The following is a 14,456-nucleotide window of genomic DNA, read 5'->3' on the forward strand; positions in this document are numbered from 1 at the left end:
AGAAGTCGGGAAACCACCATGACGACGAGCCTTCCGACCGCGTTGACGATCGCCGGGTCGGACTCCGGCGGCGCCGCCGGGCTCCAGGCGGACCTGCGCACGTTCCTGACCTGCGGCGTGCACGGCCTGGTCGCGGTCACCGCCGTCACCGTGCAGAACACCCTGGGCGTGCACGACCGCGCCGACCTGCCGCCGCACATCGTGGCCGGGCAGATCGAGGCGGTGGCGGCGGACATGGGCGTCGGCGCGGCGAAGACCGGCATGCTGGCCTCGGCCGAGATCATCCACGCCGTCGCGGCGGCGTGCGACAAGGCCGGAATCGGGCGGGACGAGAAGATCCCGTTCGTCGTCGACCCGGTGGCGGCGTCGATGCACGGCCACCCGCTGTTCGACGAGGCCGGGCTCCACGCCCTGCGCGACGAGCTGCTCCCGCGCGCGACCGTGCTGACGCCGAACCTCGACGAGGTCCGGCTGCTCACCGGGATGACCGTGACCGACCGCGAAGGCATGCACACCGCGGCGGTGGTGCTGCACCGGATGGGCCCGCGGTACGTCCTGGTCAAGAGCGGCCACCTGCAGGCCGACCCGGAGTGCGTGGACCTGCTCTTCGACGGCTCGACGTTCGTGGAGCTGCCGGGCAGGCGCTATTCGACGCCGCACACGCACGGCGCGGGCGACACGATGGCCTCGGCGCTCACGGCGGGCCTGGCCAAGGGCATGTCCGTGGTCGAAGCCGCGCGCTACGGCAAGTGGTTCGTCTCGCACGCGGTCGAGCACGCGTACCCGATGGGCGCGAAGGTCGGCCCGGTCTCTGCCTTCTGGCGACTGGCTCCCGAGGAGCGCTGAGTACGCGTCCGGCTACCATCCCTGCGTTTACTGATCCTTGACCAACGCGAGGGGCGGCCTTGACCGGACGCGAGCGGGTGGCGAAGGTCCTCGAGGGCCGCCGCTTCCAGAACTTCATCATCGCGGTGATCGTCTTCAACGCCGTCACCCTCGGCATGGAGACGTCGACGTCGCTCATGGACGGCTACGGCGGCCTGCTGCACGCCCTCGACCACATCGCACTGGGCATCTTCGTCGCGGAGCTGCTGGCCAAGTTCTACGCCTACCGCGGCAGCTTCTTCCGCGACAACTGGAACGTCTTCGACCTGCTGGTGGTCGGCATCGCGGTGATCCCGGCGACCGGCCCGTTCGCCGTGCTGCGGTCGCTGCGCGTGCTCCGGGTGCTGCGGCTGATCTCGGTCGTGCCGTCGATGCGCAAGGTCGTCTCCGGGCTGCTCGCGGCGATCCCCGGCATGGCGTCGATCGCCGCGCTGCTCGCGCTGATCATCTTCGTGGCCGGGGTGATGGCGACGAAGCTGTTCGGCGCGATCGACCCCGGCGACTTCGGCGACCTCGGCACTTCGCTGTTCACCCTGTTCCAGGTGATGACCGGCGAAGCGTGGCCGGACATCGCGAAGACCATCATGGAACAGGCGCCGCTGGCCTGGATCTTCTTCGTCGTCTACATCCTGGTGTCCAGCTTCGCGGTGCTGAACCTGTTCATCGCCGTCGTGGTCAGCGGCATGGAGGACGAGCTGCGCCAAGACATCCGCGAAGAGGAGGCGAAGCAGGCCGAAGCGCAGGCCGCGGCGAACCAGGAGATCCTCGACGAGCTCCGCGCCCTGCGCGCGGAGCTGGCCGAACTGCGGCAGGAGAAAGCGGCTTAGTCGTCCGCGATCAGGGCTTCGAGCGCCGGCAGGGCCGCCAGCAGCGCTTCCCGGTGGTCCGGCGAGAGCCGGTCGAGGCGGCGGTTGAGTTCCTGGACCCGCGTCGACCGGACGCCCGACACCAGCCGCTCGCCCTCTTCGGTCGCTTTCGCCAGCCAGGCGCGGCGATCGACCGGGTCGGACTCACGGCTGACGTACCCCGCTTCGACCAGGGACGCGATGATCCGCGACATCGTGGCCGCGGCCACGCCCTCCTTGGCCGCGAGGTCACCGAGGCGCAGCTGGCCCGCGTGCACCAGCGTCGCCAGCGCCGAGATCGCGCCGTGGCCCGGGCCCGGCACGCCGGCCTGGCGCAGTGACCGGGACAGCCTGCCCACGGCGAGGTACAACCTGCCCGAGACGTCCTGGACCGATGTGCTCGTCACGGCTGGCTCCTTCTGCCCTCGCCCCGCCGCGGGTGCGCCGGAAAGTGCCGTCCACCTTACGGGTTCCAGGTCACGCTCCGCGTTAAGGCGCCGTGTTATACCGGGGCTTCGCCACCCGGAGCCCCCCAAAGCAGCAGTGGTTCACCGAGGTGGACTCGACGCTTGCGCCCAGAAGCGCTGCGGCACCCGGCCGGCCTCGCGGGCCAGCCGGCCGGCGACGACACCGGCGCGCATCGCCGCGGCCATCCGCTCCGGATCGGCCGCCCGGGTGACCGCCGTGGACAGCAGGACGGCGTCGCAGCCGAGCTCCATCGCCAGTGTCGCGTCCGAGGCCGTGCCGATTCCGGCGTCCAGGATCACCGGGACGCCCGCCCGCGACACGATCAGCTCGATGTTGTGCGGATTCCGGATCCCGAGGCCGGTGCCGATCGGCGCGCCCAGCGGCATCACCGCGGCGCAACCCGCCTCCTCCAGCCGCAGCGCGAGCACCGGGTCGTCGTTCGTGTAGACGAACACGGTGAACCCGTCGGCGACCAGGCGTTCGGCGGCGTCGAGGGTCTCGATCGGGTCCGGCAGCAGCGTCCGGTCGTCGGCGTGCACCTCGAGCTTGACCAGGTCGGTTTCCAGCGCCTCGCGCGCGAGCTGGGCGGTGAGCACGGCCTCGGCGGCCGTGCGGCAGCCCGCGGTGTTCGGCAGCAGCTCGATGCCGAGCCGCTTGAGGAGCTCGAGGACGCCCGAGCCGCCTTCGGCGTCGGCGCGGCGCATGGCGACCGTGGTCAGCTCGGTGCCGGACGCCACCAGCGCACGTTCCAGCACGGCGAGGTTGGCCGCGCCGCCGGTGCCGATGATCAGCCGGGACGTCAGCTTGGTCGTGCCGATGACCAGCGGTTCCACGTCCATTTCAGCCTCCCTGGACCGCGGTGAGCACGTCGAGGACCGCCCCCTTGGGCACGGCCGTGGCCGCCCAGTCGGCGCGGCGGACGACCACGCCGTCGACCGCGACGGCGATGCCCGGCCGTGCGCCGCCGGTGCGGTCGAGGACGTCGGCGACGGTGGCGCCGTCCGGGAACTCCGTCCACTCGCCGTTGAGCTTGATCTCCATCACACGTGCTCCTTCTGGTGCAGGCGGGCGGGGGACGCGGCCGCCGTGCCCTCCGGCGGCTCGTCCCCGTCGAGCCAGGCGACCACGGCGTCCGCGGTCACCGGGGCCATCAGCAGGCCGTTGCGGTGGTGCCCGGTCGCGGCGAACACCCGGCCGTCCAAGGCACCGAGGTACGGCAGCGCGTCCCGGCTGCCTGCCCGCAGGCCGGCGGCGGTCTCGGTCAGCTCGTACTCGGTGATCGCGGGGAAGACGCGCTCGGCGCCTTCGAGCAGCTCGCGCACGCCGCGGGCGGTGACGGCCCGGTCGAACCCGGCCTCGTACTGGGTGGCGCCGAGGACGAGCTCGGCGTCACCGCGCGGGACGAGGTAGATCGGGCGGCCTTCGACGACGGCCCGGACGGTGTGCGTTGGCGGCGGCAGGCAGCCGCGACGGGGCTTGAGCCGCAGGATTTCGCCCTTGAGCGGGCGGACGGCGTCGGCGAGCAGCGGGTGCAGCCGCCCGGTCCAGGCGCCCGCGGCGAGCACGACGGCTTCGGCGTCCGGGAGCTCTTCGACGCGCTCCCGGACGAACCGGACTCGGTGTTCGACGCAGGCGGCGTAGAGGGCGTCGAGGAGTTTCCGGTTGTCCACGGCCAGGTCACCGGGCACGTGGAGTCCACTTCGGACGGATCCGAGACCGGGCTCGAGCCGCTTGGCCTCCCGGCCGGTGAGCCGCTCCGCCGCGCGGCCGAGCCCGTGCAGGTGACCGGCCAGGATGTCCAGGTGACCGGCGTCGGCGCTGTCGAAGGCGACGACGAGCGTGCCGTGCGCGGCCAAGCCGGGGTCGAAGCCCTCTCCGGCGAGGTCACGGGCGAAGCCGGGCCAGCGTTCGAGCGACTCTTCGCCGAGGCGGAGGACGTCCTCCTCGCCCGGCCAGGCCTCGGTGACCGGGGCGAGCATGCCCCCGGCCAGCCAGGACGCGCCGCCGTGGGCGGGTTCGGGGTCGTGGAGGGTGACGCTGCGGCCGGTGCGCGCGGCGCGCCACGCGGCGGCGAGGCCGATCACGCCGCCGCCCACCACTGCCAGGTTCGTCATGGAATCACGCTCCCTGCGCCGGCATGACCCGGATCAGGTTCCACGGTCGGAGCGGCAGCTCCCTCTCAGCCCGTGCCTCGGGCTCCCGTGCGGACACCTTCACCCTACTGCGCCGTTCGTCGATAATCCAACCGCGGGCGCGGCCGGATGGCTTTCGTGGCAACGGGCGCGCGACGCCTGCTTCGGTCGGCGCGGGGTACGGTCGCCGCTATGCCCGCCCTCTCCGGTGACAAGATCCGCGCCCGCCTCGACTCGGCGCGCCTGTACCTCTGCACGGACGCCCGCACGACCCGCGGCGACCTGGCCGCCTTCGCCGATGCGGCCCTGGCCGGCGGGGTCGACATCATCCAGCTGCGCGACAAGACCGGTGCGCTGGAGGCGGCCGGCGAGATCGCGGCGCTGGAGGTGCTGGCGGAGGCGTGCGCCCGGCACGGCGCGCTGCTGTCGGTGAACGACCGCGCCGACGTGGCCTTGGCCGTCGGCGCCGACGTGCTCCACCTGGGCCAGGACGACATCCCGGTGCCGCTGGCCCGCCGGATCCTCGGCGACGACGTGGTGATCGGCCGCTCGACGCACTCGCTGGACCAGGCCCTCTCCGCGGCCGCGGAGCCGGGCGTCGACTACTTCTGCACGGGCCCGTGCTGGCCGACGCCGACGAAGCCGGGCCGCCCCGCGCCCGGCCTCGACCTGGTCCGCGACACGGCGGCGTGGGCCCCGGACCGGCCGTGGTTCGCCATCGGCGGCATCGACGGCGACCGGCTGCCGTCGGTGCTGGAGGCCGGGGCGTCGCGGATCGTGGTGGTCCGGGCGATCACCGAAGCCGAGGACCCGGAGGCGGCCGCCCGCGAGCTGCGGGCGCGCCTGGCCTGAGTCACGGCGTCGGTGTCGTCGCGGCGGCGCCCTTGCTGGTCGGCGGGGTCGCAGTGGTCGACGGGACCTCGGTCGACGGCTGTTCCGTCGTCGTGCTCGGGGTGGTCGTCGGGGTCTCGGACGACGTCGCCGGCGCGGTCGAGGTCGGCGTCGTGGTCGTCTCCGTCGGGGACACCTGCGTGTCGTCCGTGCTGGTCGGCGGGGTGGTCGACGGCGTCTTGCCCTGGTGGCCGCCGGTGCCGCCGAGGATCCTGCCGATGCTCGAACCCGTTCCGCCGCCGATCTGGGTGCCGGTGGCCGACTCGAAGCCGACGATCGACAGGATCGCCACCGCGAACGCCGCCAGGCTGGTGCCGATGATCAACGGCCAGCGCAGCTTGCGCAGCCGCGACGGCTCGGGCTTCGCCAGCCGGACGGTCGGCTGGTCGGTGATCGGCACCTCCGCAGGTGCCTCCGCCGGCGCCTCCGCCTGCCCGCGCCGCCGGATCCCCGACGTCGCCAGCTGGCGCGCCCGCAGCGCCGCCTCGCGGGTGCGCTCCAGCGAGCGCAGGTACAGCTCGCTGCCGACCGTCGACACCACGCTCGCCACGCCGGCCCCGATCACCGTGCCCGCGACACCCAGCGTCGAACCGAGCAGCGCCGCTGTCACCGCCGCCAGCGCCGCCGCCAGCACCTGTGCGAGCCGCAGGCCCTTCTTCTCTTCCTTCTCCTCGGAAGCCGCTTCTTTCTCCTTGGTCATGATCCCGATTCAGGTAGTCCGTGTTCTCCCCTGTCCAACGTTTCAGGCGCGTGAGGCACTCCCCGCGTTGCCACGGCGTGAGGAGGACCACTCCGTCTGTCCATAATAGACACTCCGAACCGAACGTTTTCTTGACATACTCGGCACATGGAACTGGTGACGATCTCTGACATCGAGGCCGCCGCGAAGCGCGTCGCGGATGTCGCCGTACGCACACCCCTGCTGCTCCAGACCTGGGATCCCCGCGGAACCCTGTGGCTCAAACCCGAAAACCTGCAACCGGTCGGGGCGTTCAAGGTGCGGGGCGCGTTCAACGCCATCGCGGGCCTCGACGACGCGGCCCGTGCCCGCGGCGTGATCGCCTACTCCAGCGGCAACCACGCGCAGGCAGTCGCGTACGCGGCGCAGCGGTACGGCGTGCCCGCGGTGATCGTCGTGCCCGACGTCACGCCGCGGATCAAGGTCGAGGCCACCCTGTCGTACGGCGCCGAGGTGATCGAGGTTCCGATCGGCGAACACGAGGGCAAAGCGCGCGAACTGGCCGCCGAACGCGGGCTGACCCTGGTCCCGCCGTTCGACGACGCGGCCATCATCGCCGGGCAGGGCACGGCGGGTCTGGAGATCGCCGAGGACCTGCCGGACGTCGACGTCGTCCTGGTGCCGGTCAGCGGCGGCGGGCTGGCGGCCGGCGTCGGCACCGCGATCCGGGCCCGCTGCCCGCGGGCCCGCGTGATCGGCGTCGAGCCCGCGCTGGCCGGGGACGCCGCCGACAGCCTCCAGCGGGGCGAGCTGGTCCGGTGGCCGCAGGCCGACCGCGCCCGCACGATCGCCGACGGCCTGCGTTCCCAGCCGTCCGAGCTGACCTTCGCCCACCTGCGGAAAGTCGTGGACCAGATGGTCACGGTCTCCGAAGACGAGATCCGCGAAGCCGTCCGCGTCCTCGCCCGCAAGGCCCGGCTGGTCGCCGAGCCCAGCGGCGCGGTGACGACGGCGGCGTACCTGTTCCACGCCGAGGAGCTGCCGTCCGGGAAGACGGTCGCGCTCGTCTCGGGCGGCAACGCCGACCCGGCGCTGTTCGCCGAGATCCTCGCCGGCTAGGAACCGGCGACCGGGGTCCCGCCGCCGCGGATGTGCGTCGGCGGGCCCTCGACACCGCAGTGGTAGCACTCGCCGAGGTGGGGGCACTCGTCGTCCGGTTCGGCCTGCTCGGCCGGCGGTGGCGCGAGGACGCCGTTGTGGATGCCCAGCGCGATCAGGCCGCCGGCGATCGCCAGTGCCGCGCAGATGACCAGCGCCGTCCGCCAGCCCGCCGTCAGCGCCACGGGGTCCGCGTACGCCTCGCCGGTCAGCCCGGCCGCGGCGGGCAGCACCGCCACCGCCAGCAGGCCGCCCGAGCGGGCGATGGCGTTGTTGACGCCGGACGCCACGCCGGCGTAGCGGTCCGGCGCGGCGGCGAGCACCGTCGCCGTCACCGGGGCCACCACGGTCGCCAGGCCGAGCCCGAACACGACCACCGCGGGCAGCACCGTGCCGAGGTAGGACGCGCCGGGCGCGATACGCAGCATCAGCAGCATCCCGATGCCGACGACGATCGGCCCGATCACCAGCTGCGCACGCGGGCCGATGCGCTGCGCGAGCGCGCCGGAGCGGCCGGAGAGCAGCAGCATGATCACCGTCAGCGGCAGCCCGGCCAGCCCGGACGCGGTCGGCGAGTAGCCGAGCGACACCTGCAGCTGCATGACCAGCAGCATCATCACGCCGCCGAGTGCGGCGTAGACGACGAAGGTCAGCGCGTTCGAGAGGGTGAACGTGCGGTCGCGGAACAGCGACGGCGGCACCAGCGGCTCGTGCGAGCGGTGCTGGACGACGACGAACGCGGTCAGCCCCGCGATCCCCAGCAGGCCCGCGACCAGCACGATCGGGTCGCCGATGCCGCGGGCGGGCGCTTCCACCAGCGCGCCGGTGATCCCGGCCAAGCCGAGGGCGCCGAGCGCGGCGGCGCCGAAGTCCGGGTGCCCGGTGGCGTCCGGGTCACGGGATTCGGGGACGAACCTGCGGGCCATCAGCACCACGGCAAGCGCGATCGGCACGTTGATCAGGAACGCCAGCCGCCACGACCACACCTGCACGAGGAAGCCGCCGAGCAGCGGCCCGGCGGCGGCCGCGATGCCGCCGAGGCCGGACCAGGCGCCGATCGCGCGGGCGCGGGCGTCGTGCGCGAAGGAGGACTGGAGGATCGCCAGCGAGCCCGGCGTCAGGAGCGCGCCGCCGATCCCCTGGAGGATCCGCATGGCGACGAGCATCTCGGTGGACTGCGCCGCGGCGCACAGCCCGGACGCGACGCCGAACCAGACGACGCCGACGAGGTACATCCGGCGCCTGCCGTACCGGTCGCCGAGCGAACCGGCGACCAGGATCAGCGCGGCGAGCGCCAGCAGGTAGCCGTCGAGGATCCACTGGAGCCCGGCCACGGAGGCGTTCAGCTCGGCGCCGATGCGGGGCAGGGCGACGTTGACGATGGTGCCGTCGAGCATCGCCATGCCCGAGCCGAGGATGGTGGTCGCGAGCACGCCGCGGGCGGCGCCGGTACCCCACCGGATCCCGGTGTCTTCAGTGGCAGTCACCCGGCCAACTTCACCTTGACCGGGGACCCCCGTCAACCGCGCGCCTACGGCAGCAGCGTCGTCACGAACTTGTAGCGGTCGCCGCGGTAGACCGAGCGGGCGAACTCGACCGGCTTGCCGTCCGTGGCGAACGAGTGCCGGGTCAGCATCAGCACCGGCATGCCGACGTCCGCGCCGAGCATCTCGGCTTCCTGCGGCCCCGCCAGCGACGTCTCGATCGTTTCTTCCGCGCGTTCGAGTTCGACGCCGTAGTGCTCGCGTAGAACGGCGTACAAGGAACCGCCGGCCGAGACGTGCTTGCGCAGTCCGCGGAAACGGCCGAGGGGAAGGTGCGTCGTCTCCAGCGCCATCGGCTGCGAGTCCGCCAGTCGAAGCCGTCGAAGACGAAGGATTTTCGCGCCGGCCCGGATTCCGAGCAGCTTCGCGAGGTCGCCCTCGACCGGCAGTTCCTCGACTTCCAGCAGTTTCGACGACGGCTTCAGGCCCTGCTTGCGCATGTCCTCGGTGTAGGAGGACAACTGCAGCCGCTGGGCGAGCTTCGGCTCGGCGGCGAAGGTGCCCTTGCCCTGCACCCGGTGCAGCCTGCCCTCGGCGGTCAGGTCGGCCAGCGCCTGGCGCACGGTGGTGCGGGAGACCGTGAACTCCCCGGCGAGCGCGCGTTCGGTCGGGATCGGCGACCCCGGCGGCAGCACGTCCAGCAGATCGAGGAGGTGCTGCTTCAACGCCCAGTATTTGGGCTCGCGCTGCCCGCGCATCCCGGCGACGGCGCCCGCCTCGCCCGTGGTGGTGGTCTCCAACATGCCCGGCTCCCTATGTCTTCCCTCATCGCACGCCACGTCCCCGTAAGAAACGTACCCTTTTCCCCAAACGCGCCGCCCCTATAACATTGGTCTAGACCTGACCGACGCCGCCTGAGTCCGGTACATAATGCCGGAGGTGGAGAGGAAAATGATGACCGAACAACGGCCCGGCGCGCACATGGCCGCGGAGATCGCCCAGCAGCCGGACGTCCTGGCCGGACTGGTGGCGCGTCAGGCGGAAATCGCCGAAGTGGCGGAAAAGATCTCACAACGGCCGCCGCGGTTCGCGTTGCTCGCGGCGCGTGGATCGAGCGACCACGCAGCGTTGTACGCGAAGTACCTGATCGAGGTACTCCTCGGCCTTCCGGCGGGTCTGGTTTCCCCGTCCACGGCCACGCTGTACGGCGCGCGGCCCGACCTGCGGGACGTGCTCTTCGTCACGGTCAGCCAGAGCGGCGGCTCCCCCGACCTGATCGAGGTCACCGAAACGGCGCGCCGCCAGGGCGCGCTGACGGTGTCCGTCACCAACACCCCGGACTCCCCGCTGCGGGCGGCGTCCGAGCTCGGCGTCGACATCGGCGCGGGTGTCGAGAAGGCCGTCGCGGCCACCAAGACGTACTCCGCGACGCTGATGGCGCTGTACCTGCTGATCGACGCGGTGCGCGGCGGCAAGGCGGCCGACGCCGAGAAGATCGGCGAGCTGGCGCAGCAGACCCTCGACGGCGCCACCGAGGGCGTGCAGCGCGCGGTCGACCGGTACCGGTTCGTCAACCGGGTCCTCACCACCGCCCGCGGCTACTCGTACGCGACCGCGCTGGAGGCGTCGCTCAAGCTCGCCGAGACCAGCTACCTCGCGGCGCGCGCGTACAGCGGCGCCGACCTCCTCCACGGCCCGGTCGCGGCGGTCGACGACCAGACCGCCGTCCTCGCGGTGACCAGCGCCGGGCACGGCGCCGACGCGATGCGCGAGGTCATCGACGCGGTCGGCAAGCGCGGCGCGGACGTCGTCGCGGTCGGTTCGGCGTCGGCCGAGACCCCGGCGGCGCTGCGCATCGACGTGCCGCAGACCGTCGAGGAGCTGGCGCCGATCCTGGAGATCCTGCCGATCCAGCGGATCGCGCTCGGCCTGTCGCTGGCCCGCGGCGGCGACCCGGACAGCCCGCGCGGCCTGCTGAAGGTGACCAAGACGAGGTGAGCTTCGCGATCGGCGTCGACGCCGGCGGAACGTCGACCAGGGCCGCGCTGGTCGACGCCACCGGCGCGGTGCTGGGCACCGGGCGTGGCGAAGGGGCCAACCCGAACGCGCACGCGCCCGAGGTCGCCGCGGGCCGGATCGCCGGCGCGATCACCGCGGCGCTCGGCGCCCGCGACCCCGGGGCCGTGCGGGCGTGCGTCGTCGGCATGGCCGGGGTCAGCAAGCTGAGCGACCCGGGCGTGGCGGCGGTGTTCGACGCGGCGTGGACGCGAATCGGTCTCACGTGTGCCGTCCGGACCGTCGCCGACGCCGAAGTGGCGTACGCGTCGGCGACCCCGGCACCGGACGGGACGGTCGTCGTCGCCGGCACCGGCTCGATCGTCGGCCGGATCCGCGAGCGGCGGCTGGCCGGCACGACCGGCGGCTACGGCTGGCTGCTCGGCGACGAAGGGTCCGCGTTCTGGCTCGGCCGCGAAGCCGTCCGTTCCACTTTGGAGGCACTGGGCCGCGGGAAGCCGCTCGACGGGCTGCCGTCGGCGGTGCTCGAGGCCGCCCTCGGACTGTCCGTTTTGGACATCCGGGACGAAGCCGGGCGGCTGGCCGCCGCCCGCGCGCTGATCACGGCGGCCAACGCCGAGGCGCCCGTCCGGCTCGCCCGGTTCGCCCCGCTGGTGAGCGCGGCGCACGACGCGGGCGAGCCGGCGGCCCGGGAGATCGTCGCCCGCGCGGCCGGGCACCTGGCCGAGAACGCCCTCGCAGCCCGCGAGCCCGGCGAGTCGACCCCGGTCGTGCTCGTCGGCTCGGTGCTCACCGGGGCGAGCCCGGTCGGCGAGCTCGTCCGCCGCCGGTTGGCCGGGCTCGACGTGCTGACCAGCTCCGATGGGGTGCTCGGGGCGGCTTGGCTGGCCGCCGTGGACGCCTTCGGCGAGGGTGCGCCGCGGCCCCCGGCGTAAGGATCTCGAGCAAAACGCGGCGCAAAGACGCGAAAACGTCGACTGAACCCGGGTAGTCCGGGTACCGTAGGCAGTGGCCCCCGGACCCTCCCCCCTCGCCGGGGGCCGCCTTATGTCCGCGGTAGGTCGTCCGGGCCGGTCTCCGGCGCCAAGCGCAGCCCGGGATGCTCCGGCGGTAACGCCCGGTAGAGCACCCAGCCACTGACCGCGACGGTGAGGGCGACGAGCGGCCAAGACAGCACTGTGCGGGCCACGCCGAGGGCGATGACCTGGCCGGCCCACCACAGCAGGCCGTAGACGACCACGCGCAGCGTGTACTGGAGCACCCACACCCAGCTGGCCCGTGAGTAGGCCTTGAGCAGCACGGCGTCACGGCGCCAGCGCGTCTTCTGGCCCAGCAGCAGGCCGACGACCACGCCGAGCAGCGGCCAGCGCACGACGACGCTGGCCGCCCAGAGCAGCGCGCTGGCCACATTGGACATCAGCTGCAGCAGGAAGAAGTCCTGGGCCCGGCCCGTGTGCAGGGCGATCAGCGCGGCCACGACGACGGCGGCCAGGCTGACGACCAGCGCGCGCACCTTGCCGCCGCGGGCGACCCGGTAGGCCCCGACGGCGAGGGCGACCACGACGGCGGCCCCGGCACCCCAGGCGACGGACTGGCCGGCGGCGAGCCAGCCGGCGACGAAGCCGACGGGCGGGATGCTGGCGTCGAGCGCGCCCCGGCGGCCACCGAGGATCTGCGCGAGCGATTCACGGGGTTCGGCGGACACGTGTCCAGCCTGCCGGATGGGGCCCGGGACGCCCCGCGCGGGGAGATTTTCGCCACATCGGGTGCCGGGTTTGCCTCCGAGTGTGCTGTTTCACGGCATGCCGAAGGTGAAGACTGCGTAATAAGGAGGCGCAGAAGGCCGACAAGATAAGACACTGTTACCGCAGGCTGAACGCCCGGGGGTGGAGCGGGTTTGCGGCCGACGCTTAGTTGAGGTGTACAACTACATGTCGGGGTGTGTCGGTCGCAGGGATGGGAAGGGGACCCACGTGTACGGATTCGACAGCTACGTAGCCCTGGGTGACAGCTTCACCGAGGGACTCAACGACGACCTGCCGGACGGCTCGTTCCGCGGGTGGGCGGACCGCCTCGCCGAGGTGCTGGCCGCCGGGCGCAGCGACTTCCGCTACGCCAACCTGGCCCTGCGGGGCAAGATGCTCGACGAGATCCTGGACGAGCAGCTGCCGATCGCCCTGGACCTGAAGCCCGACCTCGTCACGCTGTGTGCCGGCGGCAACGACATCATCGTGCCGGGCGCGGACGTCGACGCGGTGACCGAGCGCTTGGAGGAGGGCGTCGCGAAGCTGCGCGAAGCGGGCATCCCGGTGCTGATGTTCAACGGGCCGGACACGAAGGTCCTGTCGGTGATGTCGGTGCTGCGCGGCAAGGTGGCGATCTACAACACGAACCTGTGGGCGATCGCCGAGCGCCACGGAGCCCGCATGGTCGACCTGTGGACGATGGGGCCGCTGCACGACCGCCGCGCCTGGAGCGACGACCGGTTGCACTTCTCCCCGGACGCCCACCGGCGCATCGCCCTGAAGGCGGCGGAGGTGCTGGGGATCCCGGTGGAGTCGGACTGGCGCGAGCCGTGGCCCCTGGAGGAGACGCCCAGCCGCTGGATCGACTCGCGGCGGTCGGACCTGACGTGGACGAAGGTCCACCTGCTGCCGTGGATCCGGCGGCAGTTGAAGGGTGAATCCATGGGGGACGGGCTGTCGCCGAAGCGGCCGCAACTGGCGCCGCTGGTGCCGTTGGACGTGCCCTTGGAGGTACTCGAGGTGCCGGAGAGCGCGCGGCAGCAGGCCAGCTGAGGTTTGTGAGGCATTCGGCGCGGCTGAGGGGTCGGCACGCCGAAGCTTGGCCATGGGCTCGCCGCAGCGCCGGGGCGGCTCATGGCGGCTGAGGATCGCGGTACTCGGGCACTGATGGCGGGCGCGCGCCACCGGCACGCGTAGCGGCTTGCGGGCGAGCAGGCGCCCCCCAGACCTGACCCGCCCTCCCAGGGGGAGCCACCCGCTTCCAGCGTACCGACCACCTCCGACAGAAAGTGCCCACCCGAACACGATCCCCCGAGTTGTCCACATGTCGACTTACCTGGGGACAACTTGTGGACTACCACCCGGATTCAGCTCGCCAACCCGCGGCACCCGGCTTACAGTCCCCTTATGCGTCAGCGCTGGATCCTCGTGGTCCCGGTTGCGGTGCTGGTCACAGCGCTGCTCGCGGGGGTCGCCACCTGGACTGCGTCCGGCGGCATCGAGCGTGACCTCACCGCACGGGCCCAAACCGCCCTCTTCGAAGCCGGCCTGCCCACCGGGGACGTGCGATTCGACGGCCGGGATGCCACCCTCAGCGGCTTCCCGCCCGGCCAAGCTCTCCGCGCCCTCGAAATCGTGCAGAACGTCGACGGCGTCCGGGCGGCCAAGGTCAACGGCGACGTCACCCCCATCGCGCCGAGCAGCAGCGCCACCGCAAGCCCGCCGCCGACAAGCACCACCACCACGAGCCCGCCGCCGACCACCAGCACCACCGCTCCGCCTCCCACCGACAAGGCCGGCGTGCAAGCCGAGATCGATCGGATGCTCACCGAAACGCCCATCGCCTTCGAGCCCGACAGCGCCCGCCTCACCCCCGAAGGGGAGCAGGCCGCGCGCAGCATCGCGGTCGCCCTCGCCAAGGCGCCCGCCGGCTTCCGGTACCGCGTCACCGGGCACGTTGCGCGGGGGCCCGGCGGCGAAAGCGCCGCACTGAAGCTTTCCCGGGACCGCGCCCGGGCCGTCGCGCGGATCCTCACCACCAACGGCCTGACCACCGGCCGCGTGACCTACCGGGGGCTGGGCGACACCCGGCCGGCCACCGGCGGCGAGGAAGACCGGCGTGTCGAGATCACGGTCGTTTGAGGGGTGATGAG

At 72.6% G+C, this 14,456-nt stretch carries 16 protein-coding genes and 1 riboswitch; of the genes, 8 read left to right on the plus strand and 8 right to left on the minus strand.

Going from position 1 to position 14,456, the window contains the following annotated elements:
* The first annotated feature begins 18 nt into the window (after window positions 1-18).
* The gene (gene thiD, locus ABZX11_RS09085) at window positions 19-846 is read left to right on the plus strand and encodes a bifunctional hydroxymethylpyrimidine kinase/phosphomethylpyrimidine kinase (RefSeq protein WP_176174507.1); all 828 of its coding nucleotides are present in this window, start codon (window positions 19-21) and stop codon (window positions 844-846) included.
* Window positions 847-905: 59 nt separating this feature from the next.
* Complete coding sequence (locus ABZX11_RS09090) at window positions 906-1,712, plus strand: ion transporter (RefSeq protein ID WP_176174506.1); 807 nt, start codon at window positions 906-908, stop codon at window positions 1,710-1,712.
* On the opposite strand, the gene ABZX11_RS09095 is transcribed toward ABZX11_RS09090, so the two are convergent.
* From ABZX11_RS09095 to thiO, 4 genes are all read right to left on the minus strand, one after another.
* Entirely contained in the window at window positions 1,709-2,137 is a 429-nt protein-coding gene (locus tag ABZX11_RS09095; RefSeq protein WP_086846856.1) for a MarR family transcriptional regulator, read from the minus strand. The two genes, ABZX11_RS09090 and ABZX11_RS09095, sit on opposite strands and share 4 nt — an antisense overlap.
* 141 nt (window positions 2,138-2,278) lie before the next feature.
* Window positions 2,279-3,037: a thiazole synthase gene (locus tag ABZX11_RS09100; protein ID WP_354911276.1), complete on the minus strand. Its 759-nt coding sequence runs from the start codon at window positions 3,035-3,037 to the stop codon at window positions 2,279-2,281.
* A 1-nt stretch (window position 3,038) separates the two neighbouring features.
* Window positions 3,039-3,239, minus strand: coding sequence for a sulfur carrier protein ThiS (thiS, locus tag ABZX11_RS09105; RefSeq protein WP_176174504.1), 201 nt, complete (start codon window positions 3,237-3,239; stop codon window positions 3,039-3,041).
* Window positions 3,239-4,312, minus strand: a complete 1,074-nt coding sequence (thiO, locus tag ABZX11_RS09110; protein WP_354911280.1) for a glycine oxidase ThiO — start codon at window positions 4,310-4,312, stop codon at window positions 3,239-3,241. The genes thiS and thiO overlap by 1 nt, the downstream gene beginning before the upstream one ends.
* Window positions 4,306-4,411: riboswitch (TPP riboswitch) on the minus strand. It overlaps the preceding gene by 7 nt.
* Before the next feature lie 111 nt (window positions 4,412-4,522).
* Here thiO and thiE point away from each other — a divergent pair.
* A complete protein-coding gene (thiE, locus tag ABZX11_RS09115) occupies window positions 4,523-5,182 on the plus strand; it encodes a thiamine phosphate synthase (RefSeq protein ID WP_354911283.1) in 660 nt (219 codons plus the stop codon).
* A 1-nt stretch (window position 5,183) separates the two neighbouring features.
* Here thiE and ABZX11_RS09120 read toward each other — a convergent pair whose 3' ends face one another.
* Entirely contained in the window at window positions 5,184-5,921 is a 738-nt protein-coding gene (locus ABZX11_RS09120) for a hypothetical protein (RefSeq protein WP_354911286.1), read from the minus strand.
* A 147-nt stretch (window positions 5,922-6,068) separates the two neighbouring features.
* On the opposite strand from ABZX11_RS09120, the gene ABZX11_RS09125 reads away from it, so the two are divergent.
* Window positions 6,069-7,019, plus strand: coding sequence for a threonine/serine dehydratase (locus ABZX11_RS09125; RefSeq protein ID WP_354911288.1), 951 nt, complete (start codon window positions 6,069-6,071; stop codon window positions 7,017-7,019).
* On the opposite strand, the gene ABZX11_RS09130 is transcribed toward ABZX11_RS09125, so the two are convergent.
* The gene (locus tag ABZX11_RS09130) at window positions 7,016-8,545 is read right to left on the minus strand and encodes an MFS transporter (protein WP_176174499.1); all 1,530 of its coding nucleotides are present in this window, start codon (window positions 8,543-8,545) and stop codon (window positions 7,016-7,018) included. The two genes, ABZX11_RS09125 and ABZX11_RS09130, sit on opposite strands and share 4 nt — an antisense overlap.
* 44 nt (window positions 8,546-8,589) lie before the next feature.
* Window positions 8,590-9,345: a GntR family transcriptional regulator gene (locus ABZX11_RS09135; RefSeq protein WP_354911291.1), complete on the minus strand. Its 756-nt coding sequence runs from the start codon at window positions 9,343-9,345 to the stop codon at window positions 8,590-8,592.
* A 148-nt stretch (window positions 9,346-9,493) separates the two neighbouring features.
* On the opposite strand from ABZX11_RS09135, the gene ABZX11_RS09140 reads away from it, so the two are divergent.
* Window positions 9,494-10,540, plus strand: a complete 1,047-nt coding sequence (locus ABZX11_RS09140; protein WP_176174498.1) for an SIS domain-containing protein — start codon at window positions 9,494-9,496, stop codon at window positions 10,538-10,540.
* Window positions 10,537-11,493 (plus strand): BadF/BadG/BcrA/BcrD ATPase family protein, encoded by a 957-nt coding sequence (locus ABZX11_RS09145; RefSeq protein WP_354911294.1) that lies wholly within the window; start codon window positions 10,537-10,539, stop codon window positions 11,491-11,493. The genes ABZX11_RS09140 and ABZX11_RS09145 overlap by 4 nt, the downstream gene beginning before the upstream one ends.
* 110 nt (window positions 11,494-11,603) lie before the next feature.
* Here ABZX11_RS09145 and ABZX11_RS09150 read toward each other — a convergent pair whose 3' ends face one another.
* Window positions 11,604-12,263, minus strand: coding sequence for a DUF3159 domain-containing protein (locus ABZX11_RS09150; RefSeq protein WP_176174496.1), 660 nt, complete (start codon window positions 12,261-12,263; stop codon window positions 11,604-11,606).
* 268 nt (window positions 12,264-12,531) lie between these two features.
* Here ABZX11_RS09150 and ABZX11_RS09155 point away from each other — a divergent pair, with 268 nt between their 5' ends.
* Together ABZX11_RS09155 and ABZX11_RS09160 are read left to right on the plus strand one after the other, a co-directional pair.
* Entirely contained in the window at window positions 12,532-13,356 is an 825-nt protein-coding gene (locus ABZX11_RS09155) for an SGNH/GDSL hydrolase family protein (RefSeq protein ID WP_354911297.1), read from the plus strand.
* 354 nt (window positions 13,357-13,710) lie between these two features.
* On the plus strand, window positions 13,711-14,445 hold the full coding sequence (locus ABZX11_RS09160) for an OmpA family protein (RefSeq protein WP_254897102.1): 735 nt from the start codon (window positions 13,711-13,713) through the stop codon (window positions 14,443-14,445).
* The last annotated feature ends 11 nt before the right edge of the window (window positions 14,446-14,456 follow it).

It is taken from the genome of Amycolatopsis sp. NPDC004169 (genome assembly GCF_040610315.1).
In the GTDB taxonomy this organism is placed as follows: Bacteria; Actinomycetota; Actinomycetes; order Mycobacteriales; family Pseudonocardiaceae; genus Amycolatopsis.